30 protein-coding genes are annotated in these 26,478 nt (G+C 57.6%); 16 read left to right on the forward strand and 14 right to left on the reverse strand.

The window, feature by feature from the left end:
* Positions 1 to 16 precede the first annotated feature (16 nt).
* Positions 17 to 514: a copper chaperone PCu(A)C gene (locus QUE75_RS05760; RefSeq protein WP_061333345.1), complete on the forward strand. Its 498-nt coding sequence runs from the start codon at positions 17 to 19 to the stop codon at positions 512 to 514.
* A 74-nt stretch (positions 515 to 588) separates the two neighbouring features.
* Here the strand turns inward: QUE75_RS05760 and QUE75_RS05765 are convergent, their stop codons facing one another.
* Both QUE75_RS05765 and QUE75_RS05770 read right to left on the reverse strand, forming a co-directional pair.
* Complete coding sequence (locus tag QUE75_RS05765) at positions 589 to 2,016, reverse strand: alkyl sulfatase dimerization domain-containing protein (RefSeq protein WP_286254262.1); 1,428 nt, start codon at positions 2,014 to 2,016, stop codon at positions 589 to 591.
* A 39-nt stretch (positions 2,017 to 2,055) separates the two neighbouring features.
* Entirely contained in the window at positions 2,056 to 2,316 is a 261-nt protein-coding gene (locus QUE75_RS05770; RefSeq protein ID WP_286254264.1) for a hypothetical protein, read from the reverse strand.
* A gap of 83 nt (positions 2,317 to 2,399) precedes the next feature.
* Here QUE75_RS05770 and QUE75_RS05775 point away from each other — a divergent pair, with 83 nt between their 5' ends.
* Positions 2,400 to 3,353 carry an arsenic resistance protein gene (locus QUE75_RS05775; protein WP_286254266.1) on the forward strand — a complete coding sequence of 318 codons (954 nt, stop codon included), beginning with the start codon at positions 2,400 to 2,402 and terminating at the stop codon, positions 3,351 to 3,353.
* Positions 3,354 to 3,368: 15 nt separating this feature from the next.
* On the opposite strand, the gene QUE75_RS05780 is transcribed toward QUE75_RS05775, so the two are convergent.
* Positions 3,369 to 3,647 carry a SelT/SelW/SelH family protein gene (locus QUE75_RS05780; protein ID WP_106693606.1) on the reverse strand — a complete coding sequence of 93 codons (279 nt, stop codon included), beginning with the start codon at positions 3,645 to 3,647 and terminating at the stop codon, positions 3,369 to 3,371.
* Positions 3,648 to 3,745: 98 nt separating this feature from the next.
* Between QUE75_RS05780 and QUE75_RS05785 the strand changes: the two genes are divergently transcribed.
* The 3 genes from QUE75_RS05785 (at position 3,746) to QUE75_RS05795 (ending at position 5,849) form a co-directional block, all read left to right on the forward strand.
* Positions 3,746 to 4,978 (forward strand): RNA polymerase sigma factor, encoded by a 1,233-nt coding sequence (locus QUE75_RS05785; protein ID WP_106693651.1) that lies wholly within the window; start codon positions 3,746 to 3,748, stop codon positions 4,976 to 4,978.
* A 142-nt stretch (positions 4,979 to 5,120) separates the two neighbouring features.
* Positions 5,121 to 5,480 (forward strand): YciI family protein, encoded by a 360-nt coding sequence (locus QUE75_RS05790; protein ID WP_061333342.1) that lies wholly within the window; start codon positions 5,121 to 5,123, stop codon positions 5,478 to 5,480.
* Positions 5,481 to 5,495: 15 nt separating this feature from the next.
* Entirely contained in the window at positions 5,496 to 5,849 is a 354-nt protein-coding gene (locus QUE75_RS05795) for a DUF1428 domain-containing protein (RefSeq protein WP_106693610.1), read from the forward strand.
* Between the two features lie 25 nt (positions 5,850 to 5,874).
* Here QUE75_RS05795 and QUE75_RS05800 read toward each other — a convergent pair whose 3' ends face one another.
* The gene (locus QUE75_RS05800; protein WP_061333340.1) at positions 5,875 to 8,061 is read right to left on the reverse strand and encodes an OsmC domain/YcaO domain-containing protein; all 2,187 of its coding nucleotides are present in this window, start codon (positions 8,059 to 8,061) and stop codon (positions 5,875 to 5,877) included.
* A 24-nt stretch (positions 8,062 to 8,085) separates the two neighbouring features.
* Between QUE75_RS05800 and QUE75_RS05805 the strand changes: the two genes are divergently transcribed.
* Positions 8,086 to 8,313: a hypothetical protein gene (locus QUE75_RS05805; protein ID WP_199008221.1), complete on the forward strand. Its 228-nt coding sequence runs from the start codon at positions 8,086 to 8,088 to the stop codon at positions 8,311 to 8,313.
* Here QUE75_RS05805 and QUE75_RS05810 read toward each other — a convergent pair.
* Both QUE75_RS05810 and QUE75_RS05815 read right to left on the reverse strand, forming a co-directional pair.
* Positions 8,310 to 9,143, reverse strand: coding sequence for a M90 family metallopeptidase (locus QUE75_RS05810; protein ID WP_286254278.1), 834 nt, complete (start codon positions 9,141 to 9,143; stop codon positions 8,310 to 8,312). The genes QUE75_RS05805 and QUE75_RS05810 overlap by 4 nt on opposite strands.
* A gap of 42 nt (positions 9,144 to 9,185) precedes the next feature.
* Entirely contained in the window at positions 9,186 to 9,605 is a 420-nt protein-coding gene (locus tag QUE75_RS05815; protein WP_286254280.1) for a universal stress protein, read from the reverse strand.
* Positions 9,606 to 9,691: 86 nt separating this feature from the next.
* On the opposite strand from QUE75_RS05815, the gene QUE75_RS05820 reads away from it, so the two are divergent.
* Positions 9,692 to 10,012: an antibiotic biosynthesis monooxygenase family protein gene (locus QUE75_RS05820; protein ID WP_286254281.1), complete on the forward strand. Its 321-nt coding sequence runs from the start codon at positions 9,692 to 9,694 to the stop codon at positions 10,010 to 10,012.
* Here the strand turns inward: QUE75_RS05820 and QUE75_RS05825 are convergent, their stop codons facing one another.
* Complete coding sequence (locus tag QUE75_RS05825) at positions 10,013 to 10,984, reverse strand: ribonuclease Z (RefSeq protein WP_286254283.1); 972 nt, start codon at positions 10,982 to 10,984, stop codon at positions 10,013 to 10,015.
* Between the two features lie 71 nt (positions 10,985 to 11,055).
* Here QUE75_RS05825 and QUE75_RS05830 point away from each other — a divergent pair, with 71 nt between their 5' ends.
* From QUE75_RS05830 to QUE75_RS05840, 3 genes are all read left to right on the forward strand, one after another.
* Positions 11,056 to 11,427 carry a YidH family protein gene (locus QUE75_RS05830; protein WP_058090609.1) on the forward strand — a complete coding sequence of 124 codons (372 nt, stop codon included), beginning with the start codon at positions 11,056 to 11,058 and terminating at the stop codon, positions 11,425 to 11,427.
* A gap of 37 nt (positions 11,428 to 11,464) precedes the next feature.
* Positions 11,465 to 12,319, forward strand: a complete 855-nt coding sequence (locus tag QUE75_RS05835; protein WP_061333335.1) for a crotonase/enoyl-CoA hydratase family protein — start codon at positions 11,465 to 11,467, stop codon at positions 12,317 to 12,319.
* 69 nt (positions 12,320 to 12,388) lie between these two features.
* Positions 12,389 to 12,907 (forward strand): CPBP family intramembrane glutamic endopeptidase, encoded by a 519-nt coding sequence (locus QUE75_RS05840; RefSeq protein WP_244178159.1) that lies wholly within the window; start codon positions 12,389 to 12,391, stop codon positions 12,905 to 12,907.
* On the opposite strand, the gene QUE75_RS05845 is transcribed toward QUE75_RS05840, so the two are convergent.
* Positions 12,897 to 13,796, reverse strand: a complete 900-nt coding sequence (locus tag QUE75_RS05845; protein WP_286254291.1) for a LysR family transcriptional regulator ArgP — start codon at positions 13,794 to 13,796, stop codon at positions 12,897 to 12,899. The genes QUE75_RS05840 and QUE75_RS05845 overlap by 11 nt on opposite strands.
* A gap of 88 nt (positions 13,797 to 13,884) precedes the next feature.
* Between QUE75_RS05845 and QUE75_RS05850 the strand changes: the two genes are divergently transcribed.
* A complete protein-coding gene (locus QUE75_RS05850; RefSeq protein WP_286254293.1) occupies positions 13,885 to 14,490 on the forward strand; it encodes a LysE/ArgO family amino acid transporter in 606 nt (201 codons plus the stop codon).
* Between the two features lie 94 nt (positions 14,491 to 14,584).
* Positions 14,585 to 16,876 carry a putative bifunctional diguanylate cyclase/phosphodiesterase gene (locus tag QUE75_RS05855; RefSeq protein WP_286254295.1) on the forward strand — a complete coding sequence of 764 codons (2,292 nt, stop codon included), beginning with the start codon at positions 14,585 to 14,587 and terminating at the stop codon, positions 16,874 to 16,876.
* 7 nt (positions 16,877 to 16,883) lie between these two features.
* Here the strand turns inward: QUE75_RS05855 and QUE75_RS05860 are convergent, their stop codons facing one another.
* A complete protein-coding gene (locus QUE75_RS05860; protein WP_286254298.1) occupies positions 16,884 to 17,939 on the reverse strand; it encodes an alpha/beta hydrolase in 1,056 nt (351 codons plus the stop codon).
* Between the two features lie 85 nt (positions 17,940 to 18,024).
* On the opposite strand from QUE75_RS05860, the gene QUE75_RS05865 reads away from it, so the two are divergent.
* The 3 genes from QUE75_RS05865 to QUE75_RS05875 all read left to right on the forward strand — a co-directional run bounded on the left by QUE75_RS05865 (position 18,025) and on the right by QUE75_RS05875 (position 20,099).
* Complete coding sequence (locus tag QUE75_RS05865; RefSeq protein WP_106693628.1) at positions 18,025 to 18,339, forward strand: putative signal transducing protein; 315 nt, start codon at positions 18,025 to 18,027, stop codon at positions 18,337 to 18,339.
* Between the two features lie 92 nt (positions 18,340 to 18,431).
* Entirely contained in the window at positions 18,432 to 19,436 is a 1,005-nt protein-coding gene (locus tag QUE75_RS05870) for a CobW family GTP-binding protein (protein WP_286254299.1), read from the forward strand.
* Positions 19,437 to 19,439: 3 nt separating this feature from the next.
* The gene (locus tag QUE75_RS05875; RefSeq protein ID WP_058090601.1) at positions 19,440 to 20,099 is read left to right on the forward strand and encodes a hypothetical protein; all 660 of its coding nucleotides are present in this window, start codon (positions 19,440 to 19,442) and stop codon (positions 20,097 to 20,099) included.
* A 33-nt stretch (positions 20,100 to 20,132) separates the two neighbouring features.
* Here the strand turns inward: QUE75_RS05875 and QUE75_RS05880 are convergent, their stop codons facing one another.
* The 3 genes from QUE75_RS05880 to QUE75_RS05890 all read right to left on the reverse strand — a co-directional run bounded on the left by QUE75_RS05880 (position 20,133) and on the right by QUE75_RS05890 (position 24,163).
* On the reverse strand, positions 20,133 to 20,975 hold the full coding sequence (locus tag QUE75_RS05880) for a DUF6160 family protein (protein WP_138437703.1): 843 nt from the start codon (positions 20,973 to 20,975) through the stop codon (positions 20,133 to 20,135).
* A gap of 102 nt (positions 20,976 to 21,077) precedes the next feature.
* A complete protein-coding gene (locus tag QUE75_RS05885; RefSeq protein ID WP_286254305.1) occupies positions 21,078 to 22,892 on the reverse strand; it encodes a choice-of-anchor D domain-containing protein in 1,815 nt (604 codons plus the stop codon).
* Between the two features lie 248 nt (positions 22,893 to 23,140).
* Positions 23,141 to 24,163, reverse strand: a complete 1,023-nt coding sequence (locus tag QUE75_RS05890) for a helix-turn-helix domain-containing protein (protein ID WP_286254306.1) — start codon at positions 24,161 to 24,163, stop codon at positions 23,141 to 23,143.
* Between the two features lie 192 nt (positions 24,164 to 24,355).
* Here QUE75_RS05890 and QUE75_RS05895 point away from each other — a divergent pair, with 192 nt between their 5' ends.
* Positions 24,356 to 25,015, forward strand: a complete 660-nt coding sequence (locus QUE75_RS05895) for a class I SAM-dependent methyltransferase (protein ID WP_286254308.1) — start codon at positions 24,356 to 24,358, stop codon at positions 25,013 to 25,015.
* Here QUE75_RS05895 and QUE75_RS05900 read toward each other — a convergent pair.
* Entirely contained in the window at positions 25,012 to 26,034 is a 1,023-nt protein-coding gene (locus QUE75_RS05900) for a PA2778 family cysteine peptidase (protein ID WP_286254310.1), read from the reverse strand. The two genes, QUE75_RS05895 and QUE75_RS05900, sit on opposite strands and share 4 nt — an antisense overlap.
* Complete coding sequence (locus tag QUE75_RS05905) at positions 26,031 to 26,390, reverse strand: PA2779 family protein (protein WP_227510261.1); 360 nt, start codon at positions 26,388 to 26,390, stop codon at positions 26,031 to 26,033. Before QUE75_RS05905 ends, QUE75_RS05900 begins: the two co-directional genes overlap by 4 nt.
* Positions 26,391 to 26,478: the final 88 nt, after the last annotated feature.

Consider the following 26,478-nt stretch of genomic DNA (forward strand, 5'->3'; position numbering starts at 1 on the left):
AACAGAGTTAGTACCCATGAAACGCACACATTTATTCAACGTCGGCCTCCTGTTGGCTGCCGCGACACTGGCTGCTCCTGTCCTGGCTCACGATTACAGCCAGGGCGACATTCACATAGAGCACCCCTGGAGCCGACCAACCCCCCCGGGCACGCCCATGGGCGTGGGTTACATGATCATTAGTAATCACGGCAATCAGGATGTCACCCTCACCAGTGCCCAATCACCCCGGGCGGGTAACGTGTCGATCCACGAAACCCACATGCACGACGGAGTGATGCGCATGAGCCCTGTCAAAGGCGGGCTGGTGATTCCCGCCGGGGAGACCGTTGAGTTGAAACCTCACAGCTACCATCTGATGTTGGAACAGCTCACCCAGCCATTGGCGGAGGGTGAGTTCATTCCTGTGGAATTGGCTTTTGACGGTGCTGAGGGCATGGCCGTAGAGCTGGAGGTGCATCCCCTGGACGGCAAAGAAAAGGCAATGGACCATTCCGGGATGCATCATCACTGACTTTACGCCACGCTCCAGGTAAATGGTGCCTGCCTCTGTCTGCGGTGACCTGGTGGTTACTGTTCTGCGTTGAATCAGGTTTCCAGATTCGGCTCAAACAGCTGAATAAACCGGGTAAAGCCAATCCGTCCCCCTTTGACATACTCAAAATCCGACAGAATGGCCAATGCGGGGTTGCGGATGCCGGCAAGCATCCGCTTGAAGTCGAGGCTGTCAATGCGCACATGGATGCTGGCATCTTCCGAGACGCCCTTCCGGAGTTCTGACGCGCCACCTCTCACCGTGAGCGTGAAGCTCTGCTCCAGGTCGGGAAACTCAAACACGACGGATTGATAGATGTCCCATGCGGCTTCACCTTCAAGGTTGACACTCATACCGTCGAAGAAGGCCCTGATGGGAATGCCTTCAAGCATCGTATCGTTGGGAGTTACCGCCATCAGTGGCAGGATGATGTCGCCCGCCAATTCGGCGGCGGAGGTCAGGTAGTAATGGCGGGCTCCGGGATTGGTTTCGGCTGACGCCAGGGCATGCAAGGCGAGAATGCGATGCTCTGTGGCGGCCTGGTGTTCCGGACTCAGCCGCAGCACATAGTCCGTCAGCTCCAGCACCCATTGATGGTCTTCGTTACTGGCAGCCTTCTCCACAGCAGTCATCAATGCATCTTCACCGCCGGCCAGTTGGGCCATGCGCTTGGCTTTTTCTCCGGGTGGCGTAGGGTGCAGATTGCTGGGGTTGCCATCGAACCAGCCAAGTGTTCCGCCAAAGACCATACGGGCAGACCACTCCGGTTTGCCATAAAACTCCTGCAGGAACGGGGACCGTGCCAGGCGGGGTGGCAGACGGATTTCATGAGCGATTTCATCAGGGGTTTTGCCGGCATTCATCATTCGGATGGTCTGATCATAAACGTAGCGAATAGCATCCCGGTAGTCGGTCAGGTGCTTGCGGATCTCCGCTTTGCCTGTCACCGGGCGTGAGTGGCCGGGTACCAAATATTCCGGCTCCAGATCCCTCATCATTTCCAGGCTGTCAGCCCAGGTTTTCGGGTCGCGGTAGCTGGTGCCGCGAATGGTGTAGAGGTTGGGAAAGGCGCGGTAGAAGTTGTCGCCCGGCAGCAGCACTTTCTGTTTTGGTAGCCACACCACCACCTGGTCGTCGGTCTCGCCAGGTGCGTGCTTGAGTATCATCTCCACACCGCCTACGGTAATGCTCAGCTCGTCTTGAAAGGTCTGAGTCGGTCGCAGAATCTGCAGGGTGCTGTGTTCCTGTAAATCCACAAAGGGGCCGATACCCACATTGGTTCGGTCGGCATCGGGCAGCCGGCTGCCGTACATACGAAAAGAACGCTGGGTGATGATGGGCTGGAGTACACTCACGGTCTGGTCGACTGCTTTCTCCAGAGAGTGGTGAGCATAAATTTCGACCGGGTCGCCGTTGTTGATAAAAGCTGGCGCCCCATGGATATGGTCTGGATGCGAGTGGGTATAGATAATGGCCCGCACTGGCTTGTCAGTGATTGCCCTGAAGCGCTTGGCGATTCGTTACGCCGCTTCCAGGGATTCCATGGTGTCGACAATCGTGACGGCATCATCGCCTTCGATCATGATGGAATTGGCGATGCCGAAGCCAACGGCAACGTAAACGCCGTCGGTGACTTCAATCACGTCTTCCCGGAATTCTTCGCCATGGCGGTCAAGCGCTTCGGGTGTCAGGGTTCCGGATGCCGGCGGCCTGTCGGTGCCGGAAGGGCTGCAGGCGGAAATCAGGAGGACGCTCAGTAACAGGAAGGCGATGCGGGGCATGGTGAGATCCTTAATGTTGTTGTTTCTGGTAGCGCACATGAGTGTTGCACTGATCGTGACTGTTGAACCAGGAGGCTTTACTGTTGGCCCGTGAAGTGATGGAAGAGTATCAGGTCTTTATCTATCTGATGGCTATCTGCCTGGGCCTTTTGGTGGGAGTGTGGATGCCCGACCTTGGTGGGCGTCTGGAATGGATTCTTTGGCCTCTACTGGGCTCTTTGCTCTACGCGACTTTTACCCAGGTGCCTCTGGTGCGCCTGCGGGATGCGTTTGCAGCGCCTCGATATATGTTCGCGGCGGTGATTGGCAACTTTCTTTTGCTACCGTGCATCGTCTGGGGATTAATGGCGCTTGGCCCGGCTATTCCAGCTGTCCAGTTGGGTCTGTTGCTGGTCTTGTTGGTGCCCTGTACTGACTGGTTTATCACCTTTACCCATCTGGGGGGCGGTGACACCAGAAGTGCCATTGCGTTCACGCCCATTAGCCTTTTGTTCCAGCTGCTGCTGTTGCCATTTTACGTGTGGTTGTTCCTGGGCACAGAGATCACCGCCAGTGTGGCCCAGCAGGAGTTGATACTGGCATTCGTCGGGTTGATAGTCGCGCCCTTGATTGCGGCTTATCTGACGGAAACCTGGGTGGCGCGGAGCAAAAACCGGCAATCTGTTGTGATAGCTCTTGGTTGGCTGCCGGTACCGTTGTTGGCCCTGGTGGTCTTCTGTATTGCAGCCGCGCAAGTGAATCTGGTCTTGGCGTCGGTTGGAATTCTTCCCTGGCTATTGCTGCTCTTTGCCGCATTCTTGCTGGCTGCCGGGATGTTGTCGGTGGTCGTCGCCAGGGTTGCGCGGTTACCGGTCAAGCAGGGCAGGGTGTTGGCGTTCAGCTTTGGCAGCCGGAATTCGTTTGTCGTCCTCCCACTGGCGCTGTCATTACCCGCCTCGTATGAGCTGGCCGTCGTTGTGGTGGTGTTTCAATCCCTGGTGGAGCTTTTCGGGATGGCTTTTTTCCTGTGGTGGGTTCCCAAGAAGCTCCACCGTTAACCTCCCTGGCCTGAATTACGCCGGTTTGTCTGAATGCCCAAGGGAGTGCTCCGGCGCTATCTGATCCCGCACCAATTGCTTCAATTGTTTGATGTCCGGGAAACCTCCCTGTTCCTTGCGGGACCAGATACGGGTGTCGTTTACCCAGACTTCGAAGATGCCGCCGGTGCCGGGTTTCAGGGTAAGTTCGTCGACCATGCCGTCAAAGGTGGTGAGGAGTTCCTGGGCCATCCAGGTGGATCTCAGCATCCAGTTACAGCCGGTGCAGTAATGTAGGGTGATTCGCGTTGCCATTTGTTAATGCTTCCTGCATGGAAAAATCTATGTGCCATGCTATCAAATGATGTGTGGTGTTTCCTTCGCTCAAGGCAATGGACGGCAGTGTGCAATCAATGTCATCAGACTATCCGGCAATCGGCCAACTATACCATCAGCATTCCCGGCAGGTGCTGGCTACCCTTATTCGTTTGTTAGGTGACTTTGAACTGGCCGAGGAAGCCATGCAGGAGGCGTTTGCCGCTGCTGTGCGCCAGTGGCCTGAAGAAGGGCATCCGGATAATCCGGTTGCCTGGCTGATCCGGGCCGGCCATCACAAGGGCATTGATCATATCCGCCGGGGTCAGACCGCCAGGCGCTATTCGCATCTGATGGCGGTAGACGAAGAAAACTCTGAAGCTGCCGCTCCAGAGGGTATCGAAGACGACCAGCTTCGGTTGCTGTTTATCTGTTGCCACCCGGCGTTATCGTTGGATGCACGAGTTGCGCTAACCCTCCGGGAAATGTGCGGCCTGACCACAGAGCAGGTAGCCAGCGCCCTTCTGCAAAAGCCGGCCACCCTGGCCCAGCGGATTGTACGAGCCAAGAAGAAGATCCGTGAGGCGGGGATTCCCTACGAGGTGCCGGAACCGAGGCAGCTTGCCGAGCGCTTGCCCGGGGTGCTTCGGGTCATTTACCTGGTGTTTAACGAGGGCTATTCCCGGAGCGATGGGGATGCGCTGGTGGATGTGAGCCTGTCGGGCGAGGCCATTCGGCTGGCTGAGGTGCTGGCAAAATTGCTTCCCGAGGGTGAAGTGTTCGGCCTGTTGTCACTGATGCTACTGCACGATTCCCGCCGAAGCGCCCGTGAGGACGAGCAGGGCGATCTGATTACGCTCGAGGATCAGGACCGTTCAAGGTGGGACCAGAAGCAGATCGAACTCGGGCTGAAGTGGCTGGAGCAGGCACTGGCGAGAACGCCGGCCTCTCCGTATACCCTGCAGGCATCCATAGCGGCGGTGCACGCCCAGGCTCGCCGGGCGGAAGACACGGATTGGCGGCGAATTGCCCGGTTATACGATGCCCTGTATCGCCAACACCCATCGCCGGTAATAGCACTTAACCACGCTGTGGCCGTTGCCATGCGGGATGAGCCGGAAGCCGGACTGGCGCTCCTGGATGGCTTGCTGGGCAACAAGGAAATCCTGACCTACCACCTGTTCCATGCGGCCCGTGCCGACCTGTTGCGCAGAGCCGGTGATTTCGAATCTGCGATCGTTGCCTACCAGCGTGCCTTGGAGCTTGCGACTCAGGGGCCGGAGCGCCGTTTTCTGAAGCGACGGCTTCAATCCCTTTCTGGCGGTGTTTGAAAAAATATTCCCGACCTGTCGATTTCCGGGGTGTTGGCTCGACTAAACAGTAGAACACCCCCCGCAGGAGACGTTTATCGCGCAAAGCGGGCGAACCCAGTTCAAACCAGATCCTGCCCCACTGGCAGAAGGAGGGTAATCCATGAAATACGTTGCTCTGGTGTATTACCAGGAGAGCATTATCAACGCCATGACCGATCAGCAGTGGCATGACCTGAACCAGGAGTGTGTGGCCGGAGTAGAGCGGCTGACCGAACAGGGAAATTACGTCACCGGCCAACCTCTGCAGCCAACCGACACGGCCACCACCGTGCAGGTTCGCAATGGTGAGGTGTTGATATCCGACGGCCCGTTTGCCGAAACGAAAGAGCAGTTGGCCGGGTTTTACCTGCTGGAAGCCAGAGACCTGAACGAAGCCCTGCACCTGGCCAGCCGGATTCCACCGGCACGCTTCGGCAGCATTGAAGTGCGGCCGGTACGGGAGCTGCCACCGAAAGACTGAATCAGGAGAAAAGTCATGAGTTATATCGATGGATTTGTGGCCGCCGTGCCAACCGCAAACAAACAGAAGTACATCCAGCACGCCAGCGATGCCGCCGCGGTGTTCAAGGAATACGGCGCTACCAAGATGGTGGAGTGTTGGGGGGATGACGTGCCAGATGGCAAGGTCACGTCGTTTCCCATGGCTGTGAAGTGTCAGCCCGAGGAAACGGTCGTGTTCTCATGGATTGAATGGCCGTCCCGCGCAGTGAGGGACAAAGCCATGCCCAGAATCATGGACGATCCGCGCCTGCAGCCGGATGTGAACCCTATGCCGTTTGATGGCAAGCGACTGATCTACGGCGGCTTTGAAACGGTGGTGCTGGAGTAGCGGTGCCTGCTGGCACCGCCTGTGGTCAGAGCCCGGCTTTGCGGGCCCTGGCCGCATGCAGCTTCTTGTAGCTCTCGATCATCTTCAGGTGCCGGTCCAGGCCGCGCAGGTCCATGCCGGTTTCCTCCAGGCCATAGAAGCGCACCGTGCCGTTAATGGAGCCGACCACGGCGTCCATCACCTCGTCACCAAACATACGGCGGAAGTTGTAGAGGTAGTCGTCCAGCTCCAGTTCTTCGTTCAACGTGGCTTCGAGCGCCGCGTTCATGGCCTGATAGAACAGGCCCCGTTCGACGGTGTTGTCATTGAACTGCAGGAACATATCCACCAGCTCCTGGGCCTCTTCCAGTTCGCCCAACGCCAGGTAGATCAGCAGTTTCAGTTCCAGAATGGTCAGCTGGCCCCACACGGTGTTCTCATCAAACTCGATGCCGGTGAGGGTGACGATGGTCATGTACACGTCCAGCTCAGCCTCTTCCAGGCGCTGCACCAGATCGGTCAGTTCGTCTTCATCCAAACGGTGCAGGTTCAGGATGTCTTCCCGGAATGCCAGCGCCATGTTGGTGTTGTCCCACACCAGGTCTTCCACCGGATACACCTCGGAGTAGCCCGGCACCAGAATGCGGCACACCGGAGCGCCCAGGTCTTCGAATACCGCCATGTAACATTCCTTACCCATGTCCGCGAGGATGCCGAACAGGGTGGCGGCTTCTTCTTCGTTGGTGCCGGAGAAATCCCACTCCACAAAATCGTAGTCGGATTTGGCACTGAAGAAGCGCCAGGACACCACGCCGCTGGAATCGATAAAGTGCTCAACGTAGTTGTTGGGCTCAGTTACCGCCATGGAGTTGAACGTAGGCGCGGGCAGGTCGTTCAGGCCTTCAAAGCTGCGGCCCTGCAGCAGTTCGGTCAGGCTGCGTTCCAGTGCCACGTGGAAGCTGGGGTGCGCACCGAAGGAGGCAAAGACGCCGCCGGTTTTTGGGTTCATCAGGGTCACGCACATCACCGGGAACTGACCACCCAGTGAGGCATCTTTCACCAGTACCGGGAAGCCCTGTTCTTCCAGGGCTTTGATGCCCTCAACGATCTCCGGGTACTTGGCCAGCACACTCTCGGGCACGTCCGGCAGGGCGATTTCGTTTTCGATGATCTCTTTCTTCACCGCCCGCTCGAAGATTTCCGACAGGCACTGTACCTGGGCTTCCTGCAGGGTGTTACCGGCACTCATGCCGTTGCTCAGGTACAGGTTCTCGATCAGGTTGGAGGGGAAGTATACGGTTTCCCCATCCGACTGGCGCACGTAGGGAATGCTGCAGATACCCCGCTCCGGTGTGCCGGAGTTGGTGTCGAACAGGTGGGTACCGAGCAGTTCGCCATCCGGGTTGAAGATCTCCAGGCAGTAATCGTCCAGGATGCCCTCGGGCAGCTCGCCGTCCGGGCCGGGCTGGAACCATTTCTCGTTCGGGTAATGCACGAACTCGCTGTTGGCGATGTCTTGGCCGAAGTACTGGTCGTTGTAGAAGAAGTTGCAGTTCAGCCGCTCAATAAACTCACCCAGGGCCGAGCACAGGGCGGCCTCCTTGGTGGCGCCCTTGCCGTTGGTAAAACACATGTGGGCGGCGGTATCGCGCACGTGCAGGGACCACACGTGAGGCACAATGTTGCGCCAGGAGGCAATTTCGATTTTCATGCCCAGGTCTGCCAATATGCCGCTCATATTGGCAATGGTGGTTTCCAGGGGCAGGTCTTTGCCTTCGATGTAAGTATTCGCCTCGCCTTCCGGCTTCACCGTAAGCAGTGCCTGGGCGTCTTCGTCCAGGTTTTCGACCACTTCAATCTGGAAGTCCGGACCGGTTTGCACCACCTTTTTGACCGTGCAGCGGTCGATGGAGCGGATGATGCCCTGGCGGTCCTTGTCGGAAATGTCTTCCGGCAGCTCCACCTGAATCTTGAAAATCTGCTTGTAGCGGTTTTCCGGGTCTACAATGTTGTTTTGCGACAGGCGGATGTTATCTGTGGGAATATCCCGGGCGTTGCAGTAAACCTTTACAAAGTAGGCTGCGCACATGGCGGACGAGGCCAGGAAATAATCAAAGGGGCCGGGTGCCGAGCCATCGCCCTTGTAGCGGACGGGCTGGTCTGAGACGACGGTGAAATCGTCGAATTTGGCCTCAAGCCTCAGGTTGTCGAGATAATTGACTTTGATTTCCATGGGCAGCTTACCGGATTCAGAAATATGAGCAGTTTACGCGGAATAGACGAGGTAATCCCCGATGCGCGGGATGGTCTCACAAAAACCGAAAGGACGATACTTTACGTCCTCAGTGAAACCCAGAAGGAGCTGGGTGGCCGCAATGTGCCTACGGTGATGCTCTACGGCCGAGTGCTGGAATACGTGAACATCAGCGAGCAGGAGTTGCACCTGTACCTGGACCGGCTTGGTGTAAAGGGTGATGGCTGTTAAGGGCGTTGGCGGCTGAAGTCTCTCGGGTCCAGCCGATAATAGCCGCACAGGGCTTTGTAGACGTCTGGTTGGGCTTCAAGCAGATGTTCCGGTTGTTGAAAGAAAGTTTCCGTCAGTACCGCAAAGAACTCAGCGGGTTCAGTGGCTCCGTAAGGGTCAAGCCAGGGCTTGTGGTGGTGTGCCAGCCGATGTTGCAGGTGGTCCCAGGCCTTGGTCATGGTTTCCTGCCAGTTCCGGGCCTGCTCGCCATACAGTGGTGGTGCGCCATCGGCGGTGCCGTCCAGGTAGTCCAGCTGGTGGGCGAATTCGTGAAGGATCACATTATGGGGGCTGTGTGGCTCGGCGATGGCGTTTTCGCACTCGCTCCAGGCCAGTACCACCTGGCCACGGGAGGAAGCTTCGCCGGCGCGGACCTGGTCACTGTGGCTTACCACCAGGCCGTCGCTCTCAGTGCCCTGAGCCCGGTAGACGTCCGGATACACCAGAATACTCTGCACCTCGTCGTAGTCTGAAAACGGCCGTTCCAGAATCAGCAGGCAGGCGTGGCCAGCGATGGTCACGCGTACTCTGTCGTCTACCTCAAAGCCATCGCAGCCGTAATAGTCCTTCTCTGAGACAAACAGCTGCACCAGGCGCTCAAGCCGTTTTCTTTGCTGGGGTGATAGCCGTTTGTAGGCGGGGAGCTGCTTTTTCAGACAGCTGCGCCAGGGCTTGGGGAAGGGCTGCTGCAGTTCCCGCTTTCGCCGCCAGGTGCGATAGAAAAACAGGTAAAACAACGACCCGGCAAGCAGAGTGGTGGCAAAGACAGCAAAAATGACAGGCGCAGACATCAACAACTTCCCCAGGCGTGTCTGGCCAGTCTACCTCAACGATCAGCGAACCACGAAAACCGAAATGTCGCTGTGTTTTACGATCTCAGCGGCGTTAGAACGCAGCAGGTGCAGCTTATCTCCCAGTCCGGGCGTGTGCGATGCCATCACAACAAGGTCTGCGCCAGTATCTTTGATGGCGCCAAGTAACTTGGAATCCAGTTCCACGGCCGTATCGACAGACTCAAGTACCTTGGCGTCCGTTTTTATGCCGTGGGCTTGGCCTTGCTCATGGGCAAACCCGGCAAGTTTCTCGGCAAGCTCTTTCGGGTTGTGGGCGGCGGCGCCGGGCGTGCTATTGGTGACCGTCACGTAGCACAGGCTTGCCTGATAGTGCTTTGCCATGTCGATGGCGGTGCTCAGGGTTTTGGGAATCTTGTCCATGTGAGAAAGATCCACAGGTACGAGTATTTTTTTGTACATGGTTCAGTCTCCATTGCTCAGAATTTGAACTTATGTCTTCAAGTCTGGACCATGAAACGACAGGTCGGCAAATCAGAGGCAGCTTTATGAAGTATATTTTTGAAGTCACCGTGAAGGACGGCCACACGGCGGAGGATTATGCAGATGCCTGGGTAAGAGCCAGCGAGCTGATTCAGCAGGCGCCGGGGGCGCGGGGCACTGAATTGCACCGGAAGATCGGTGAGCCGAACAAGCTGATTGCCATCGCCAGCTGGGACAGCAAGGCAGACCGGGATGCCATGGACGCAACCAAGGACCCCCGGATTATGGACATCATCAAAAGCGCGGCGCCGTTTGTGGAGATCCGGCCTTTGGGTGAATTTGAAGACCCGGAATGGGTGGTGATGCCGCCCGGGTACAACGGGTAATCAGTGGTCATCGAGCTTGTTCAGCGTCAGGTCTTTGTCCAAACGATAGGTATCGAAATCTTTGGCCAGGAACAGGTGGCCTCTGTAGTGCTGTAACGCCTCCGCTGCCAATTGATTAATATGGGGCGTGCCGCCAGGTACCGACTGGTAGCGTGAGCTGAAATGAGTCAGCACCAGGTTAGGCAGTTTCACGCTCTGGGCGAATCGGGCTACCTGTTGGGCTGAGCTGTGTTGGGGCCAGGGGCCAACCCGGTCGGCCACGTCCTGTGTATACGTGGCTTCGTGGATGAGTACATGAGTGCCTTGGCTGGCCTCTTTCAGAAGCTCCGGTGTGTCGTTATCGCCACCCACAATGATGCGCCGGGCGGTTCTGGGTATGTGCGTGTAGTCGTCGCTCCTCAGTAACCGGCCGTCATCCAGCAACACGTCGTTGCCCTTTTGCAGATCGCCCCAGGCCGGGCCAGCCTCTATGCCGTCCGCCGCCAGTTTCTCCTGCTTTAACTGCCGCTCCAGATTTCTTTCGGTAAAAACATAGGCCCGGCAGGCTACCCGGTGGGAGAGCGCCACGTTGGTAACGCCCATACGGTCATCCTGCCAGTAGAAATCCAACGCCTCGGAGTTGATGAAGTTCAGCGGGTAGCTCAGGCTCGAATCACTGTTTTCAATCACCGCATCAATAAAGCGGCGGACCTGTGGCGGGGCAATGATATCCAGCGGTTCTGTGCGGCCGAGCATGGAGGCACTGGTGAGCAGACCGGGCAGGCCGAAAATATGGTCGCCATGGATGTGAGTGATGAAAATGGCACGTAGCTGCATCACCGAATACCGGGTGCGCATCAGTTGGTGCTGGGTACCCTCACCGCAGTCGATCAGGTACCAGGGTTTGGGGCCGGAGCGGCTCAGGGCCAGTCCGGTGACATTGCGTGACCGGGTTGGTGTTCCGGCGGATGTGCCCAGGAAAGTAAATTCCATCGTGCCTCGTTTCGCGGTAATGTGCCCCCTAATGATACGAAACCTTTTGCCTAGAGGATACGTGCCGCACCATGTCTGACCTGAAAGACCCCCGGGTACTGTTCGCCGCAGAGCGCACTCTGTTGGCCTGGAACCGCACCAGCCTTGGGCTGACAGCCTTCGGCTTTCTGGTAGAGCGGGCGGGTTTGCTGCTGGCGGCATTGGCACCGGAGACGGGCAACAGCATGAACCTGGTGGCCATGTATTGGTTGGGGATGCTGTTCATTCTGCTGGGTGCCGCAACAGCCTTTTACGCCACCCGCCAGTTTGCAGCGGTGTTGAAAACCCTGAGCCCGGAAGAATTTCCCAATGGCTATAACGCCCGCTGGGGAATGACCATCAACCTGATCGTGGCGTTCCTCAGCCTGGCACTGGCAGCTGCCCTGTTTGTCAGCCAGTACTAACACAATCCAAGAACGACAGAATCAAAGGAGTCACACCTTGTCTGAGCTAGCCAACTACGAAAGCTTTAACATCGAAGTGAAAGACCAGATTGCCCACGTGCAGTTCAGCCGCCCGGAAGCCCTGAACACCATGAACAAGGCGTTCTGGCTGGAACTGCCCCGCTGTGTGCAGGACATCGAAGCCAATACCGATGCCCGGGTGATTGTGATTTCCTCCACCGGCAAACACTTTTCCGCCGGTATGGACCTGGGCGTATTCTCCGATCCCAAATCCGTGCCCATGAGCGGTGATCCGGGCCGGATGGCGGAGAACCTTCGCCGGGTGGTGCTGCAGCTGCAGGATACCCTCACATCCCTGGAAAGAGTGCGGCTCCCGGTATTGGCAGCGGTTCATGGCGGCTGCATTGGCGGTGCCCTGGATCTGGTGTGTGCGGCCGACAGCCGTTACTGCACCGCGGATGCCTATTTCACCATCAAGGAAACCGAGCTGGGCATGACCGCCGATGTGGGCACCCTGCAGCGCCTGCCCAAGCTGATGCCCGAGGGCGTGGTGCGGGAACTGGCCTACACTGGGCGTAAGTTCGGGGCAGAGGAAGCTCATCGTCTTGGTTTCGTAAACACGGTATACGAATCCCAGGAAGCGATGCTGGAGGGCGTCATGGCCATTGCAGCGCAGATTGCGGCCAATTCGCCCCTGGCGGTAACCGGTTGCAAGGAGATGATTAACTTCAGCCGTGATCACAGTGTGGAAGACAGCCTCAAGTACATGGCTACCTGGCAGTCTGGCATGTTCCGCCCCACCGACATGATGAAATCCTTTCAGGCAAAGGCCCAGAAACAGGCGCCCGTTTACGATGACCTGTTCCCGGTCAAGGATCTGTTCTCTAACTGATCCATGCCTGACCGCCGGAGCTCTTCAATCTCAACATCTGCCGCCCTTTTGTTTCAGGGCGGCATTGGTGTGGTTGGCCTTCTGGCCATCTGGCTGTTCGGTATTCCGATACTGTCTGGCGGCTTGAGCCTTGCCGAGGCGGTTTTGTTTGGCGTGATTGGTGCTGCTGTTACCTATCTTTCGCTGCTGTTGCTGACCCAGAACTCCTGGTTGTTTCCCGATGACCTCAGCAGCCAGATGCAAGCGCTCTATGATTTTGTGTCCGGTTACCGCTGGCCGGTGTTATTGGCATTGGCTGTGCTCGCCGGCGTTGGTGAAGAACTCCTGTTCCGGGGCGCGGTTCAGGGCTGGTTGCTGCAATACACCGGGCCCTGGACGGCGGTACTGGCGGCGTCTGTGCTGTTCGGCCTTGTACACTATGTGTCATTCACCTACTTTCTGGTCGCTACGGGCCTGGGCCTGGTGCTGGGTGCCGCCTACCAGCTCAGCGGCAGTCTTGAGCTGGTCATGGTGTGGCATGCGGTTTATGACATGTTGGCGATATACTGCCTGCTGAGGTATCCGCACTGGTTTGGTGTCAGGGCCTGACCTGCGTGTGAGGACTTTTCTCAAGTAATCGGTTGTTGGTAAGTGCCTGAGTCAGGCGTTCCAGAGCTTCTCCGCTATGGCGCCAGAAATGCCAGTAGAGTGGCACCTCCAGTGATTGTCCCAGGGCGAGACTGACCAGCTCTCCAGATTTCAGCTCCCGGGTTGCCTGTATCTCCGGGATCATGCCGTATCCCAGCCCCGCGCAGGCGAGCTTCACGAAACCCTCCGATGAGGGACACAGATGGTGGGGAAAGGCGCCATCGTATCCACATTGCGCAAGAAAGCGGTGTTGGAGCAGGTCATCTGGCCCGAAGACAATTGCCGGGGCTTGTTTCAGGCTTTGAGGATTGATGCCGTCCGGAAAATAGCGGCGGACATAGTCGGGCGTTGCCAGGGGGAGATAATGCATTGTGCCCAGCGCAACGCATCGAGCGCCGGCAAGGGGTTGTGGGCTGCTGCAAAGGCAGGCTGCAACATCGCCCTCCCGCATCCGCCGCAGGCCAATATCCTGATCTTCAATCACGAGATCCAGCAGCAATTCGTCTTCAATGCATACTTCGCCGATGACATGGGCCCACCAGGTCGCCAGACTGTCCGCGTTCAGCGCAATGCGTAATCGGCTGGCTCGTTCGGTCAAAGCTGGCAAAGTTCTGGCCAGGTCTCTTTCGAGTAGTTGTACCTGTTGAACGTGATTGAGCAGCCGCCGGCCGGCGGGGGTTGGCGCGAGGGTGGGACTGCGAACCAACACCGGTTGGCCCAGTCTGATCTCCAGTGTACGAATGCGCTGGGAAACTGCGGACTGAGTGAGCCCCAGGGTATCCCCGGCACGCTCAAATCCGCCGCATTCAACCACGGTTGCTAGTGCTTCCAGCAGCTTGTAATCAATCATAAGTATAATTAATGTACTATTAGCAGGATGAATTTCAAGTATATAGGTTTGCGGTTAGTCTGGCCCCTCAATCTTCGGAGGAGCGGGCGTGTTTGAAAGTTATCTGACCGGTTTGCTGGTGTGTGGCGGTATTATTGTCGCAATTGGTGCACAGAATGCCTACGTACTGAGCCAGGCGGTTCGTCGCGAGCATCACTGGTGGTCGGCCGGCGTATGCATGACGTCCGATATCCTGCTGTTCACTCTGGGTATGTTTGGAGTAACCGCTGCCTTGATGGCTATGCCAGAAGCTCTGGAGATGTTGCGCTGGCTCGGTGTGGTATTCCTGGGCTGGTTGGCGATTCAGGCATTTGTCAGGGCTGGACGGGGCAGGGCAGCGCTTCAAGCTGGGGCAGAGGCCCGAAGAAGTCTGAAAGGCGTGCTGTTGACTACTCTGGCGGTCACCCTGCTCAACCCTCAGGTTTATCTGGATACCTTATTGCTGATTCCTGCGGTGGGTGCTCAGCAATCGAGTGCCCCCAGTTTTGTTGCAGGCGCAAGCAGCGCGTCCGTTATCTGGTTTGGTGGGCTGGCCTGGCTGGGTTCTTCGCTGGCACCGTTACTGTCGCGGCCGGGCGCCTGGCGGGTGATTGATGGTGTTATTGGTTTGATGATGCTCGCCATCGCCCTGCAGCTGGCGTTTTCAGGTCTGTGAAATTCAAGTGATCGTGCGAAGTCCGTTTTTCTGCCTATACTCACGTCAGTAACAGAGGAATAGCTTTAACAACAACCACTCTGGCGGAGTTAATTTGGGAATCTTCAAGCGCAATCTTTGGATGTTGTTCTGGCTGGTTGTTGCTGTTGGTGTGCTTGTCCTGTCGTTTATCCTGACCAGTATCTGGCAATCCACACTGCGTGCCCAGGAAGCTCACCATCAGTCCCGCGTTGAGCTAATCAGTCAATCTGCCATCAACGTGTTACGTACCCAGGAGTTGATCCTGGACGTAGCCGCCGCTGAGCTTGTGCGCCTGGATCTTGTCAACGACACCCCCGAGGTGTTGCCCTTTCTCGACAATATCATGGAGGCCAGCCCGGCGCTCGCAGGTTTCGGTATGGCCTTGCCGGATGGGCAATTGGTGAAAGTGACATCCACTGTGGATGTCAGCCTGATGCCGAACCTGTTGGAGCAGGAGGAATCCCGGGACGGCTTCCAGCGGGCTATGGAGTCTGATCGGTTGGTGGTGGGCCGCACCTACTATTTGCCGGCGGTCGGGGCCTGGATTATTCCCGCCCGCAAAGCCATAAGGGATGCCAGCGGCGAAGTGATTGCGGTGATGTCTGCCGGAATCCGCGCCGATGGCGAAAAAGGGGTGTTCGGGAACAATCTGCACACCGGAGCGGACGACTCTGTGATGATCTTCCGGGAGCACGATGGCTATTTGCAGTTTATGTCCAGCGAAGGCGTCACGCCGGATATGTACGCCCACATCCAGCGGACACCGGAACAGCGTGAAGAGGACAGGCAAGGCCTGATAGCGGCCAATGATGCGTCTCTTGAGGAACTGAAAGTAAGCCCGGAACCCAGTATCTATTACAGCCATAGAGACGGTGATACGTTCATTGGTGGCGCCTGGTATTCCCCGGACTATGAACTCTGGATTGTTTCTGAATCCAATATTCGTTCGGTCTGGAGTACCTTTCTGGATCGTGCCCTGGTGTTGTTGGCGGTGTTTGTCGCCCTATTCTTCCTGCTCTTCTATCTCGTGCGCCAGATCGAGCGCGCAGAGAAAAAACGCCGCTCGGCCCTGATGTATCAATCTCGTCACGATGACCTGACGTCGTTACTCAACCGGGTAGGCATGATTGACCAGATCCAGCAGCTTGTGAATCGCGACGAGGGCTTTGGCGTTGTCTTGCTCGACATCGATAATTTTCGAGGTATCAACGATCGATTCGGGCAGGAACACGGCGACAAGGTACTGAGCGAGTTCGCCCGGTGTTTACGTGAGCTGACCAGTGAACAATACGGCGCATCGCGACTTGGCGGTGATGAGTTCGCAGTGATCAGCCGTATCCATGAGCCTGAGAAGCTGCTGGCATTCTGTAGCGATCTGCTGCGAGGGCTGGCCCGCCATATGGCCACCGGACCAATGGGGCTCCAATTGGGCGCCAGTGTGGGGGCTGCTGCGTTTCCGGACCACGGAGATTCATTCAACAGCGTTATTCGAAGTGCCCACCTGGCGCTATACCAGGCCAAGAGGACCCGCAACGATGTGTGCCTGTACCGGAACGAATTTGAGGCAGGCTATTTGCGGCGCGTGCACATTGAACAGCGACTTCGTGGGGCTATTCACCAGGGCAGGATATTTATGGCGTACCAGCCGCAGCTGGACGCCTGTGGCCGGGTAGTGGGCGTTGAGGCGCTGGCCCGGTGGGATGATGAAGAGCTCGGGTATGTGCCGCCCAATGAATTTGTTGAAGTGGCAGAATCCTGTGGCTTGATGGTGGAGCTCGGCAACTATGTGTTGGGCCGGAGTCTCTCAGACTTCCGGACGATTCTTGACCAGGCGCGAATGCCATTGGAGCTGTCGGTGAACATCTCCGCCATGCAGTTTATGCAGTCAGGCTTTGCCGATCTGGTGTTGTCTGAATTGCAAAAGCATGGCGTGCACCCCCACTACCTGACCCTGGAGATCACCGAAACGGTTTTCATGGCAGGTTTTGACCAGGTCATCCCAGTGCTGGAACACCTTCGGCGCGAAGGCATCAGTTTGTCCATGGACGATTTCGGTACCGGTTATTCGTCCCTGAGCCTGTTGCGCAAGCTGCCGATCGATGAACTGAAGATCGACAAGAGCTTTGTGGATAACATCATTGATGACGAGCCTGCCCGAAACATGGTCGAGAGCATCATTGCCATTGGCAAGAATCATCGCATGCGCCTGGTTGCCGAGGGGGTGGAAGAGCAAGCCCAGTTCTCAACGCTGGTGGCGATGGGCTGCGGGCGCTTCCAGGGTTACCTGTTCAGCCGTCCGGTGCCTGCGAGCGACGTGGCCTCCGTGGTCCGTCAGTGCAACGACAAGGCTGCGCCCCCCGTCTGAGGCAACCTCAGGCGTGTTGCGTCTCCACCTGGCTCAGAAACTCACCGATGTCCTCAAAGGCTTGTTCCGCTTCCGGCAGCAGGGGTGAGAAGATGTGCCATACGTGCACCATGTTCTGCCAGGTGTGAAGTTGCACCGGAGAGCCTTCGGCCCGGGCTTTGGCGGCATATCGGGTGGCGTTGTCCAGCAGCATCTCCGTGCTGCTGGCGTGAATCAGCGTGGGCGGCAAGTCGTTAAGGTTTCCGCGCAGGGGCGACGCCACGGGATTGGTGGGGGAAATGCGAAACGCCGCCAGGGTACCCCACCAGAGTACCGGTAGCGGAATCTTCGACAACCCTCCGAAAACCGGCCCAAGTAAGGGATCGGTACGGATATTTTCCCGGTTGCTGGGGGCGGTCAGGGTGAGGTCTGTGGACGGTGACAGGGCAACAGCTGCATCGGCCTGGCGCACCCCATTGTCCCGAATCCAGGCCAGCAGAGACAGGGTATGGCTTCCACCGGCAGAATCGCCCGCTACCACCATGAACTCCGCCTTCTCTTCGCCATCCGGGCCGTGGTTCAGCAGCCAGGTATAGGCCTGGCGGCAGTCGCGAATGCCGTCCATAAAACGGTGTTCCGGCATCAACCGGTAATCCAACGCAAACACCGCCGCATTGGCCAGTTGTGAGAACCGGTCGGTAATGGCGCGATGACTGCGGGGGCTTCCTGCGGCCCAGGCGCCACCGTGAATGTAGAGCACCCGGCGGCGGGTATCGGCACCCGGTGCAATCACCCATTCGCCCCGGGGTTGATCGTTGTGGCGAATCTCGGATTTAACCTCTACACCTTCACCGAGACTGTCCAGATGATTTCTGAGTGCAATCAGGCGGGCTTTGCCCTTCAGGCCCCGGGACGCTCGCCCCATGTCTTTGATGCGTTCCATCACCTCGTCGTGGGCGGGGTTCGGAGCCACTTCCCGCACCGCCCAGTCACCGCCATCGTAGTGGGAAAGGTCATGCACCCGGAACAGCAAGAAGGTTGAGAGAACGATGAGCGCAACAACAGCGAGCAGAATCCAGAGCATGGGTTTTCCTTTTGGGGCCCTGTAAAAAGGGAACTATGCTGAAACTATCTTCGTACCATGGCCAAGCATACAGAGGAAAGTCATCTTGCAAATAGCCTATCGGGCCCGGGATATCACCGAGGCACACATTGTTGCCGGCATGTTGGAGGCCAATGGCATCGACACCTATGTGGGCGGGCACTACCTGCAGGGTGCGATGGGGGAGATTGGTGCTGCCGGATTCAGCAATGTTCATGTGGACGATGAGGATGTTTACCGGGCCAGAGTTCTGATTGATGAGTACGAATCCGACCGGGTGGTAGCAGCCTCGCAGCGCGACGAGCAGGACAAGCCGGATCATTATGCTCGCTGGTTTATTGTTGTAATCGTTGCTTTGGCCTGGCTTCTATGGCGATTCTGAGCTGATCGAATGGTTTGGCTTTTGTTGTTGCGCCCCCACTGGTACTGGGTGCCTCATTTTTGTTATGTTGTAACGCTTTTGAGGCCGCACTCATGTCTGATCCCGTCCGTCCTGTTCCTACCAATCTGATCCTTGGTTTTCTTGGTGTAGGCAAAACCACCGCCATCCTTGATTTGCTCCGGCAGAAGCCGGAAGGCGAGGTTTGGGCGGTTTTGGTGAACGAGTTTGGTGAGGTTGGGATCGACGGCGCCATCCTGGAGACCGAGGGAGCCGTGGTACGGGAAATTCCCGGCGGCTGCATGTGTTGTGTTGCCGGCCTGCCCATGCAGATTGGCCTTAACCAGCTGATTGCCCGGGCCAAGCCCGACCGGCTGTTGATCGAACCCACCGGTCTTGGCCATCCCTCCCAGATTCTGGATACCCTGACGGGCGAGTATTATCAGGACGTCTTGAAACTGGGCCCGGTGATCACCCTGGTCGACCCCCGTAAACTGGAAGACCCCAGGGTGCAGGACAACGTTCAGTTCCGGGACCAGGTGGCGGCGGCGGATATATTGGTCGCGAACAAGACGGACTTGTGCACAGACAACCAGGTGCACGCATTTGATCAATGGGCGGTCCGGCTTGCACCGGAGGGCCGTCCGGTGTATCACACCAACCATGGCCACCTTTCGGTTGGCTGGCTTGATGGCACGGCCGCGTTACCCGAGGTGTCTGAGCCTCATGCGCACCATCACCACCATGGCAAGGAGGCGGATACACCACCGCCGCCGTCAATTCATGAGAACCCATGGCAATGGGTTACCAACCGGGGGCAAGGTCACAATAGTATAGGCTGGCGGATTCATCCTGAGTTGATGCTGGAGGAAAATGTGATACTGGCGATGGCCATGGATGACCGGCTGCTGCGCTTCAAGGCCGTTATTCATACCCGGGATGGCTGGCGCGTTGTAAACGTTGTGGACGGCGCTGTTACCATCCTGCCGGGCGAGCCCAGCGAGCTTTCCCGGGTGGAATTGATTTCAGCCGAGGCACTGGATGCCTCGGAAATGGACCAGCTGCTGCGGGCCGCAGCCGGGCTGACCGACCAGGATTAAGGTATGAGAATTCGGATTACTCATCAGAGAATCACCCTGTTTCTGCAATCCATTCTGTTGCTTGAGGCGGTGCTTGCGATCTGGGGGCAGCGCTGGTTTACCGCTTTCCTGACCAGCATGATCATTGTGATCACGCTGTTCCCGATACTGTTTGAGCGGCGGTTCCGTATTCACATTCCCCCGGAACTGCAGTTGGCGGCCATTGGGTTCGTGTTCGCGTCACTGTTCCTTGGGGAGATTCACGACTACTACAACCGGTTCTGGTGGTGGGACATGGCGCTGCATACCATGTCTGGCTTCCTGCTGGGGATTCTCGGTTTCTTGCTGGTTCACATCATGAACGAGACCGAGAAGATCCACGTTCACATGAAGCCCGGGTTTGTAGCGTTCTTTGCCTTTATGTTCGCGCTGGGTGTTGGTGCCTTGTGGGAGATCTTCGAATTTGCCATGGACAGCCTGTTTGGCATGAACATGCAGAAGCCAATGCTGGGCGACCCTTCCGGGCTGACCGATACCATGTGGGATCTGATCGTTGACGCACTGGGCGCGCTGATCATTTCAATTCTGGGTTGGCGGTACCTGAAAAACCCTGAACGGAACTCGTTCCTGGAACGCTGGATTGATTCGTTTATCGAGCGTAATCCACGCTTTTTCAGAAAGTGAGGGAAAGCCCGGCAAGCGCCGGGCTTTTCGGTTTTAGTGGCCGTAGATGCGCATGGTGGTGTCTTGAACCACCAGGTTGTCCATCATCACCGAGCCGATAGAGGTGCCGCCCACCAACACCTGGTCAATCGACATGTCCGCCGCGAAGGTGTTCAGGTCGATGGCCAGGGCGTCGCCGGCACCACCCAGGCGGGTACCCTTGTACACGTCCATATCAATGGTGGCTCCAAGAGTCAGAACGCCCGGGTTCGCGGCGGAGCCGTCGAGCCGGGTACCCATGTAGTCAGCGCCGGTCATCTTCAGGCCGCGGATGCCCAAGGCCAGGAAGTCGAAATCAACGTTCAGCTCGGAGATGCCCACCTGGGTATTCAGGTTGAGGGTGTCGGTGGCGGTATCAACGCGGATGCCAACCTTGGTGAAGGCACCCACCATGTTGAAGTTGCTGGCCAGTAAGGTCGAATCGGTATGACCCTCCAGCGTCCAGTCACCGGTGCTGATACCGAAATCGATCGGCGCCGCGGTGATCGGGAAGATGTTGATCAGTGCGTCACCGTCATCCGCGATGTCGATATCGATCTTGATGTTGTCGATCAAATCACTGGTCTGACCGAACAGGGCGTCGCGGAAATCGGTGATCTCCTCGAACAGATCTGTACGGTTGGCGCCACCAATCTTGATGTCTTTGATGGATAGTGAGCCTTCATCGGTGTACCGGAATTCGCCGATGTCCACCCGGGTTTCCAGCTCAATGGTGACACCGGCCTGACCAGTGATGTTGCCCATATGGGCGTCGTCAAGAGGCTTGAGGTCGGCTTGTGCGGCAAACGGCAAGCCCGCCATGGCCAGCACTAACGCAGTTTTTTTCAGGCTTTTCATTGTATTGTTCCTTTTTGGTTTTGTTATTCGACGTTTCCAACGACGTAGCCACAGCCGGCTATCGCCAGCTGTGGCTGTGTTATCCGGCTACGCCGGATTTCCTTACTGTTCCGGGGTCAACTCCAGTTCAATGGTGTTGCCGGAACCGGTGAGGAACTGGTTGAGCAGACCAGTCAGCAGTCCGCAGTTCTCCAGCGGTGGCAGATCGTAGACACCGTTGACGGTGCCGCCGGTCGCTGGCGAGAAGTTGGAGCCTTCAACCGAAGCGAGGTCGATGCTGACGGGCTCGCGAGTCATACACTCGGAACCCCCTCCAACCCGAAGCGGCAGGCCGAGAATCTTGATAGCCACCTTGGGCACTTTCACGTACAGCTGTGAGTTGGCGGTGAGCTTGCCGTTGATCAGCGTGCCGGTGGTGACGTCTGCCTGTTCAAATTCAACATTGGCTGAGGCATTCAGCCTGCTGAAAAGCAGTTTGATGGAGAAGTTGCCATAGGTTGGGTCCAGCTCCAGGTCGGCCTCGAAGGTGCCCGTCGCCAGATCCAGCAGGGTGGCAATGGAACCGTTCAGGGGCAGGGTGCCGCCCGAGGACTTAATGAAGGTAGAGCCTTCCAGGCCGAGTAGCAGCTCAAGTTCTGAACCGGTTTGCTCAAAGGCCTCAGCGGAGACAGGAACGCTGACTTCCGGTGTTTCCGGGTCGTCTGAACGGATCACCAGGTTGGCGTTGCTGACGCCAACCGCATTGGCGGTATAGCTCAACTCAACGGTACAGCTTTCGTTGGCGGCAATGGTTGTGCAGTTGTTGGTTTGAACAAAGTCTGCAGCGCCGGCACCTTCAAGCGCAATGCTGTCAATCAGCAGGACTTCGTTACCGCTGTTGCTGATGGTCACTTCCGCCGATGCGCTCTGGCCCAGCTGGATTCGGCCCAGGTCAATAGCGTCTGGATTAACGCCGATTTCAGGTGTCGGGGCCAGTACACCACGGCCGGTCAGCGCCACATCAACCGCAGGGTTGTCGGCATCGGTCGACTCGATGGTGAGGGTTGCATTGCGAGTGCCTTCGGTGCTTGGAGCGAAGGTCACGTTCACGTCACAGGATTCACTCGGAGCCAGGCTTGCGCAGTTGTTGGTCTGCAGGAAGGCGTCGGCATCGGTGCCGCTGATGACAACGTTGTTAATGCCCAGCGCGGCATTACCGGTGTTGGAAACGGTGACGGTTTGCTCTGCCGTCAAACCCGCTTGCACGTTTCCGAAGGCCAGGTCTTCCCGGTTTACGCCAATACGCGGCGCTTCGGACACCTCACCGCTAACCAGAATGGTTTGCAGCAGATTGTCCTGATCCGGAAGTTGCACGCAGTCGGTGAGAATCTCGCCGATGGGGGCCGGCGCAATATCGCCATTCGGGGTGCGGGCTGTCAGGTCAAGGGTAAGCCCGCCAACGCGAATCTCAGCTTCACCGATATCGTCTTCGGTAAAGAGCACTTCAGGCGCCTGGCCTGAGGCTGGAACATCGAATTCGCCGCTTACATTGGGAACGAATGTGGGCGGAATCGTCAGTTCGACAATCTGTTCCAGACTGCGATTGGCGGTCACCACGGTGTTGAAGCTGGTTGCGATGCCTTCGACCGTTTCCGAGCCAACCAGCTTGAGCCCGGTGCGGGCGTCGTCGTTCACTACGGTAATGGCGGTGACTTCAAACTGCGGGGTGGGCTCACCAACGTTGGCCACTGTGGGAATGTCTGCGCTGATCTGGGCGCGGATGGGTTGGGTTCCGATCAGGGGGAACGGGCATTCGAACGCCAGTTCAATGGATACCGGCTCTGCGGCTACGTTGCTTGCACCACCGGCCATCAAGGCCGCTGCCGCAACGGCCGGGCCGAGCTTGCGGACACTCGTATTGAGGTTCCTGAGTTTCATGAGTTCGTCCTCTGTCTATCTGTAGTTGTTGTAGTCGGGTTGCAGACAACACCGATGACGGACAGCTCAATCGGACTTGCAAAGATCCCTTTGCCACACGTGCGGGGCACGCATGAGTGCAGGGTCATTTAACGGTCTTGGGGCGGCGTGGGTCATTGCTTGCCCCGGCAGGGTTTTTGTCCAAAACGGAGAAGAGGGGAGGGATTGCCTAAAGCGTGAACAGCATCAACCTAATAGCTGAACCCTGTTCACTTTTTTTTGCGTGCCTTGCGACGAACGTCGCCGGGCGTATGGCCGGTCCATGACCGGTAAGCTTTGGTGAAGCCGGCCTGATCACTAAAGCCCAGTTTTTCAGCAATGGATTCCAGTGGCACATTGGTGTCTTTCAGGTACAGCGTGGCAAAGCTTTCCCGGATGTCGTTTCTCAGTTCGCGGAACGAGGTGCCTGCGCTGGCCAGGTGTTGCCTGAGCGTCCTCGGGCTGATGTCCAGGCGCCGGGCAATGTTTTCAGTGGTGCAGGGGCGGCCGGGCTGGCTCATGATCAGTTCCCGCACCTGCATGACCGTCTCGTCGGCCTCCAGGGTTTGCTGTTTGCGGTCGTGGCGGGTGCGGGCCACCAGGAATTCCAGGCTGGCGTCGTCTTTTCGGATCGGTAGTCCATTGAGTGGCATGGTGACCTGGCTTACGTTGGCATCGAATTCAAACTCGCAGCCTGGCGCCAGCCGTTTCCAGTCCTCTTCGGGTATGGCACTGGGGAAGTCGAACTGGAAACTGAAATGGCTGCACACCTGGCTGGATACCCGGTGAATGCTACCCATGTAAATTTTGGTCAGGCAGGGGCGAAGGTTCCCAAGCCCCCAGGTGTCAATCAGCCGGATTCGAAAGGTAGAGCCGGTGGAAGCCAGTTCCATATCCATCAACGGCAGCCCCACCCGGAGATACTGTACGATCATGCTGATCAACCGCCGCGGATTCTCCTGGCCGAGCACCGCAAACCCCAGCAGCCCATGGCTTGGGAGATCCAGCTGCTGGCCGAACTCGAAGGCGGCTCGTTCATCGGTCATTAACCAGTCCGCTTTACCGAGCACCGCCAGAACCTGGTTCATCGACAGGCTGGCCTCAGGACTTTCGAGCATGTCTTCAGTAACGCCGGTATCCTCAAGAATGGTGTGGCGCTTTACGCCCCGGCTTTCCATGAACCGGATGAACCGGTAAGCATAGCGGGCCGACAAAATTGGCACTTCCAGGGCAAGACTGTTCAACGTATCCATGTTTTGTCTCTGGGCCGGATTACCCCGGCGTTTCGTCATAAACCATACAGTTGTTATTATTCACGCCTTTTACAGGCTGCTTCAGGCGCCAGTATAGGCACCGTAAGGGAGTGGCTTTCCGGCAGCTGGTCACAAACTGGTTTCATGGCCGGATATGACAATGAAACTTTCGACAGGTTGGGAATTGCCAAAATGGTAGAGGGTGATGGCGGCCGGCTCCTGTGCCCGGTGTGTGATTCGGGCACTTTGCAGACGTTTCGCACGGTTATGGAAAAACGCTACCTGCGCTGCGGGCAATGCCTGGCAACGGTCATGGCGCCTGAGTGTCACCTGACGGCAGATGAGGAGCGCGCCATATACGCGCTGCATAACAATGACACCGGGGACGCCGGCTATCGCCGGTTTCTGTCGAAGCTGTCAGAGCCCCTGTTGGCGAAGCTGGCTGATGGTGCCCGGGGGCTGGACTTCGGCTGTGGGCCAGGGCCGGCGCTTGCGGACATGATGCGGGAAGCGGGTTTTGACATGACCCTGTACGATCCGTTCTTCCACCCTGCCAGGTCGGCTCTTGAGCAACAGTACGATTTCATCACCTGTACCGAGGTGGTAGAGCACCTTTACCACCCCGCTGAGGTGTTCAGGCAACTGGATTCGTTGCTCAAGCCGGGGGGCTGGCTGGGGATTATGACGTGTTTCCAGACCGACGATGATCGGTTTGATCAATGGCACTATCGGCGCGACCCAACCCACGTGGTGTTTTATCGGGAACAGACGTTCGCCTGGCTGGCTGGCCGCTACGGTTGGCAGTATGAAGTGCCTCGTAAAGACGTGGTGCTGATTCGCAAGCCGGGCTAGCGCTCTGTCGTGTCAGCGGGGCAATCCGGTATCGGCGGGCACGAGCTTCGGCTACCTCCGGTTGTGCCTTTTGGCAGCTCCGGTGCCTGGCCAAAACGTTCCGGGTTCAGGTTTGCCGCGCAGGCCAGAGCCTTGCTGGCCTGCTCTGGGCAAGACCGGGCGCTCAGGGCGTAGGCCAGGTTATTCCAGGCCTCCGAGAAGCCAGGAAAGCGGTTAACGGCGCGCAGGAAGTGTGATGCCGCGCTCTCGGCATTGCCCTGGTCGTAAGCCAGGTTGCCCTGGGCCATGATCGGTGCGGGTTGGTCTGGCCATTGCTGTTCGGCGGCCTGATAGGCTTGCTGAGCGGCCCGGGTGTGGCCGGTGCTTTCCAGATCGTGGGCCGCTCGCAGGTAGGGCAGGGTTTCCGCGGTTGCTGGCAGTGTGTCTGGCGGCAGAACGACCACCGCCCAACGGTCGGCCCGGTTCCAGGTGGCGTGAAACACCTTGTAGGGCATCCGGTAATGGCGCCGGGTGTCTGTGTTCAGTATCAGGACTTCCTCTTCACTGTCGTAGCCCACCACCACGGCAAAGTGCCACTGTGGCCACCAGTTAAATCTCAGGTTCTGCATAATGAGAACCGGATTGCCGGCGGTCACCTCGCCCAGTACCGCCTCAAGGTTGGGCTTCAGTGGGTACACCACCATGTCGTGGGAACGGGCGCCAGCGACCATTTCAACTTGCAGTGAACCCTGGCGGCCGGGCAGGTAAACCAGTTCTTTCAGGATTTCAGGGTCCGTTGCCAGGCCCTGTGTGTTCAGCATGGTTGCCAATGAGGCCGGCCCACACTGGTACTTTTCCTGAGGATAGAAAGGGACATGATCCAGCAACGCCTGGTCCAGCACCGTATCGCCTTGTGGCGTGGGGGCTGGTGTTTCTGGCCAGGGCGGTGTGCTGGCACAGCCTGCCAGCAGGATCAGCCCCAGAAGGGCTGCAAACCTGCCGGCAAGGCCGGGCTTGTTGGCGGGGGCGGAAGGTGTCAACGAATGCAATTGATGAAGGAGAACAGGTTCGTGGCACACAGCATGTCAGTGATGATGAATACCAGGAGGAACAGCACGATAACGCCAACAACGCCTTCCCCGGCGGGTGCCTCAGCCAGTTGTTGCTCGAAGTCTGCCAGTTCAGCCGGTGTCAGGTTCTGGATACGTTCGGCAACCTGAGCTTCGCTGACACCCATCTGGGCCAGTTTGTCCTGCACGTTCTGGTCTTCGAGCATGTCCAGCAGTTGTTGGCGGTCAAGGTCGGTCTGTTGCTGCTGAATCAGCTCGCCTGTGCCCACCATGCCGGCATGGGCCGAAACGGAGAAGGTGGTTGCGAATGACATCAAGATGACCATGATCAGGGAAAGCTGCTTCATGTGACGTCTCAGGCTGTTCATATCAGACTCCTTGGTTCTTGGGTTATCAGAAAACCTTAGATGGGAA

Source organism: Marinobacter shengliensis (assembly GCF_030297115.1).
GTDB classification, from domain to species: domain Bacteria; phylum Pseudomonadota; class Gammaproteobacteria; order Pseudomonadales; family Oleiphilaceae; genus Marinobacter; species Marinobacter shengliensis.

Coding starts and splice junctions, on each gene's coding strand:
- QUE75_RS05760 (WP_061333345.1), top strand. CDS start 17: ATGAAACGCACACATTTATTCAACGTCGGCCTCCTGTTGGCTGCCGCG.
- QUE75_RS05770 (WP_286254264.1), bottom strand. CDS start 2,316: ATGCCCCGCATCGCCTTCCTGTTACTGAGCGTCCTCCTGATTTCCGCC.
- QUE75_RS05780 (WP_106693606.1), bottom strand. CDS start 3,647: ATGGCAACGCGAATCACCCTACATTACTGCACCGGCTGTAACTGGATG.
- QUE75_RS05785 (WP_106693651.1), top strand. CDS start 3,746: ATGTCATCAGACTATCCGGCAATCGGCCAACTATACCATCAGCATTCC.
- QUE75_RS05790 (WP_061333342.1), top strand. CDS start 5,121: ATGAAATACGTTGCTCTGGTGTATTACCAGGAGAGCATTATCAACGCC.
- QUE75_RS05795 (WP_106693610.1), top strand. CDS start 5,496: ATGAGTTATATCGATGGATTTGTGGCCGCCGTGCCAACCGCAAACAAA.
- QUE75_RS05800 (WP_061333340.1), bottom strand. CDS start 8,061: ATGGAAATCAAAGTCAATTATCTCGACAACCTGAGGCTTGAGGCCAAA.
- QUE75_RS05805 (WP_199008221.1), top strand. CDS start 8,086: ATGAGCAGTTTACGCGGAATAGACGAGGTAATCCCCGATGCGCGGGAT.
- QUE75_RS05810 (WP_286254278.1), bottom strand. CDS start 9,143: ATGTCTGCGCCTGTCATTTTTGCTGTCTTTGCCACCACTCTGCTTGCC.
- QUE75_RS05815 (WP_286254280.1), bottom strand. CDS start 9,605: ATGTACAAAAAAATACTCGTACCTGTGGATCTTTCTCACATGGACAAG.
- QUE75_RS05820 (WP_286254281.1), top strand. CDS start 9,692: ATGAAGTATATTTTTGAAGTCACCGTGAAGGACGGCCACACGGCGGAG.
- QUE75_RS05825 (WP_286254283.1), bottom strand. CDS start 10,984: ATGGAATTTACTTTCCTGGGCACATCCGCCGGAACACCAACCCGGTCA.
- QUE75_RS05830 (WP_058090609.1), top strand. CDS start 11,056: ATGTCTGACCTGAAAGACCCCCGGGTACTGTTCGCCGCAGAGCGCACT.
- QUE75_RS05845 (WP_286254291.1), bottom strand. CDS start 13,796: ATGATTGATTACAAGCTGCTGGAAGCACTAGCAACCGTGGTTGAATGC.
- QUE75_RS05860 (WP_286254298.1), bottom strand. CDS start 17,939: ATGCTCTGGATTCTGCTCGCTGTTGTTGCGCTCATCGTTCTCTCAACC.
- QUE75_RS05870 (WP_286254299.1), top strand. CDS start 18,432: ATGTCTGATCCCGTCCGTCCTGTTCCTACCAATCTGATCCTTGGTTTT.
- QUE75_RS05875 (WP_058090601.1), top strand. CDS start 19,440: ATGAGAATTCGGATTACTCATCAGAGAATCACCCTGTTTCTGCAATCC.
- QUE75_RS05880 (WP_138437703.1), bottom strand. CDS start 20,975: ATGAAAAGCCTGAAAAAAACTGCGTTAGTGCTGGCCATGGCGGGCTTG.
- QUE75_RS05885 (WP_286254305.1), bottom strand. CDS start 22,892: ATGAAACTCAGGAACCTCAATACGAGTGTCCGCAAGCTCGGCCCGGCC.
- QUE75_RS05890 (WP_286254306.1), bottom strand. CDS start 24,163: ATGGATACGTTGAACAGTCTTGCCCTGGAAGTGCCAATTTTGTCGGCC.
- QUE75_RS05895 (WP_286254308.1), top strand. CDS start 24,356: ATGGTAGAGGGTGATGGCGGCCGGCTCCTGTGCCCGGTGTGTGATTCG.
- QUE75_RS05905 (WP_227510261.1), bottom strand. CDS start 26,390: ATGGTCATCTTGATGTCATTCGCAACCACCTTCTCCGTTTCGGCCCAT.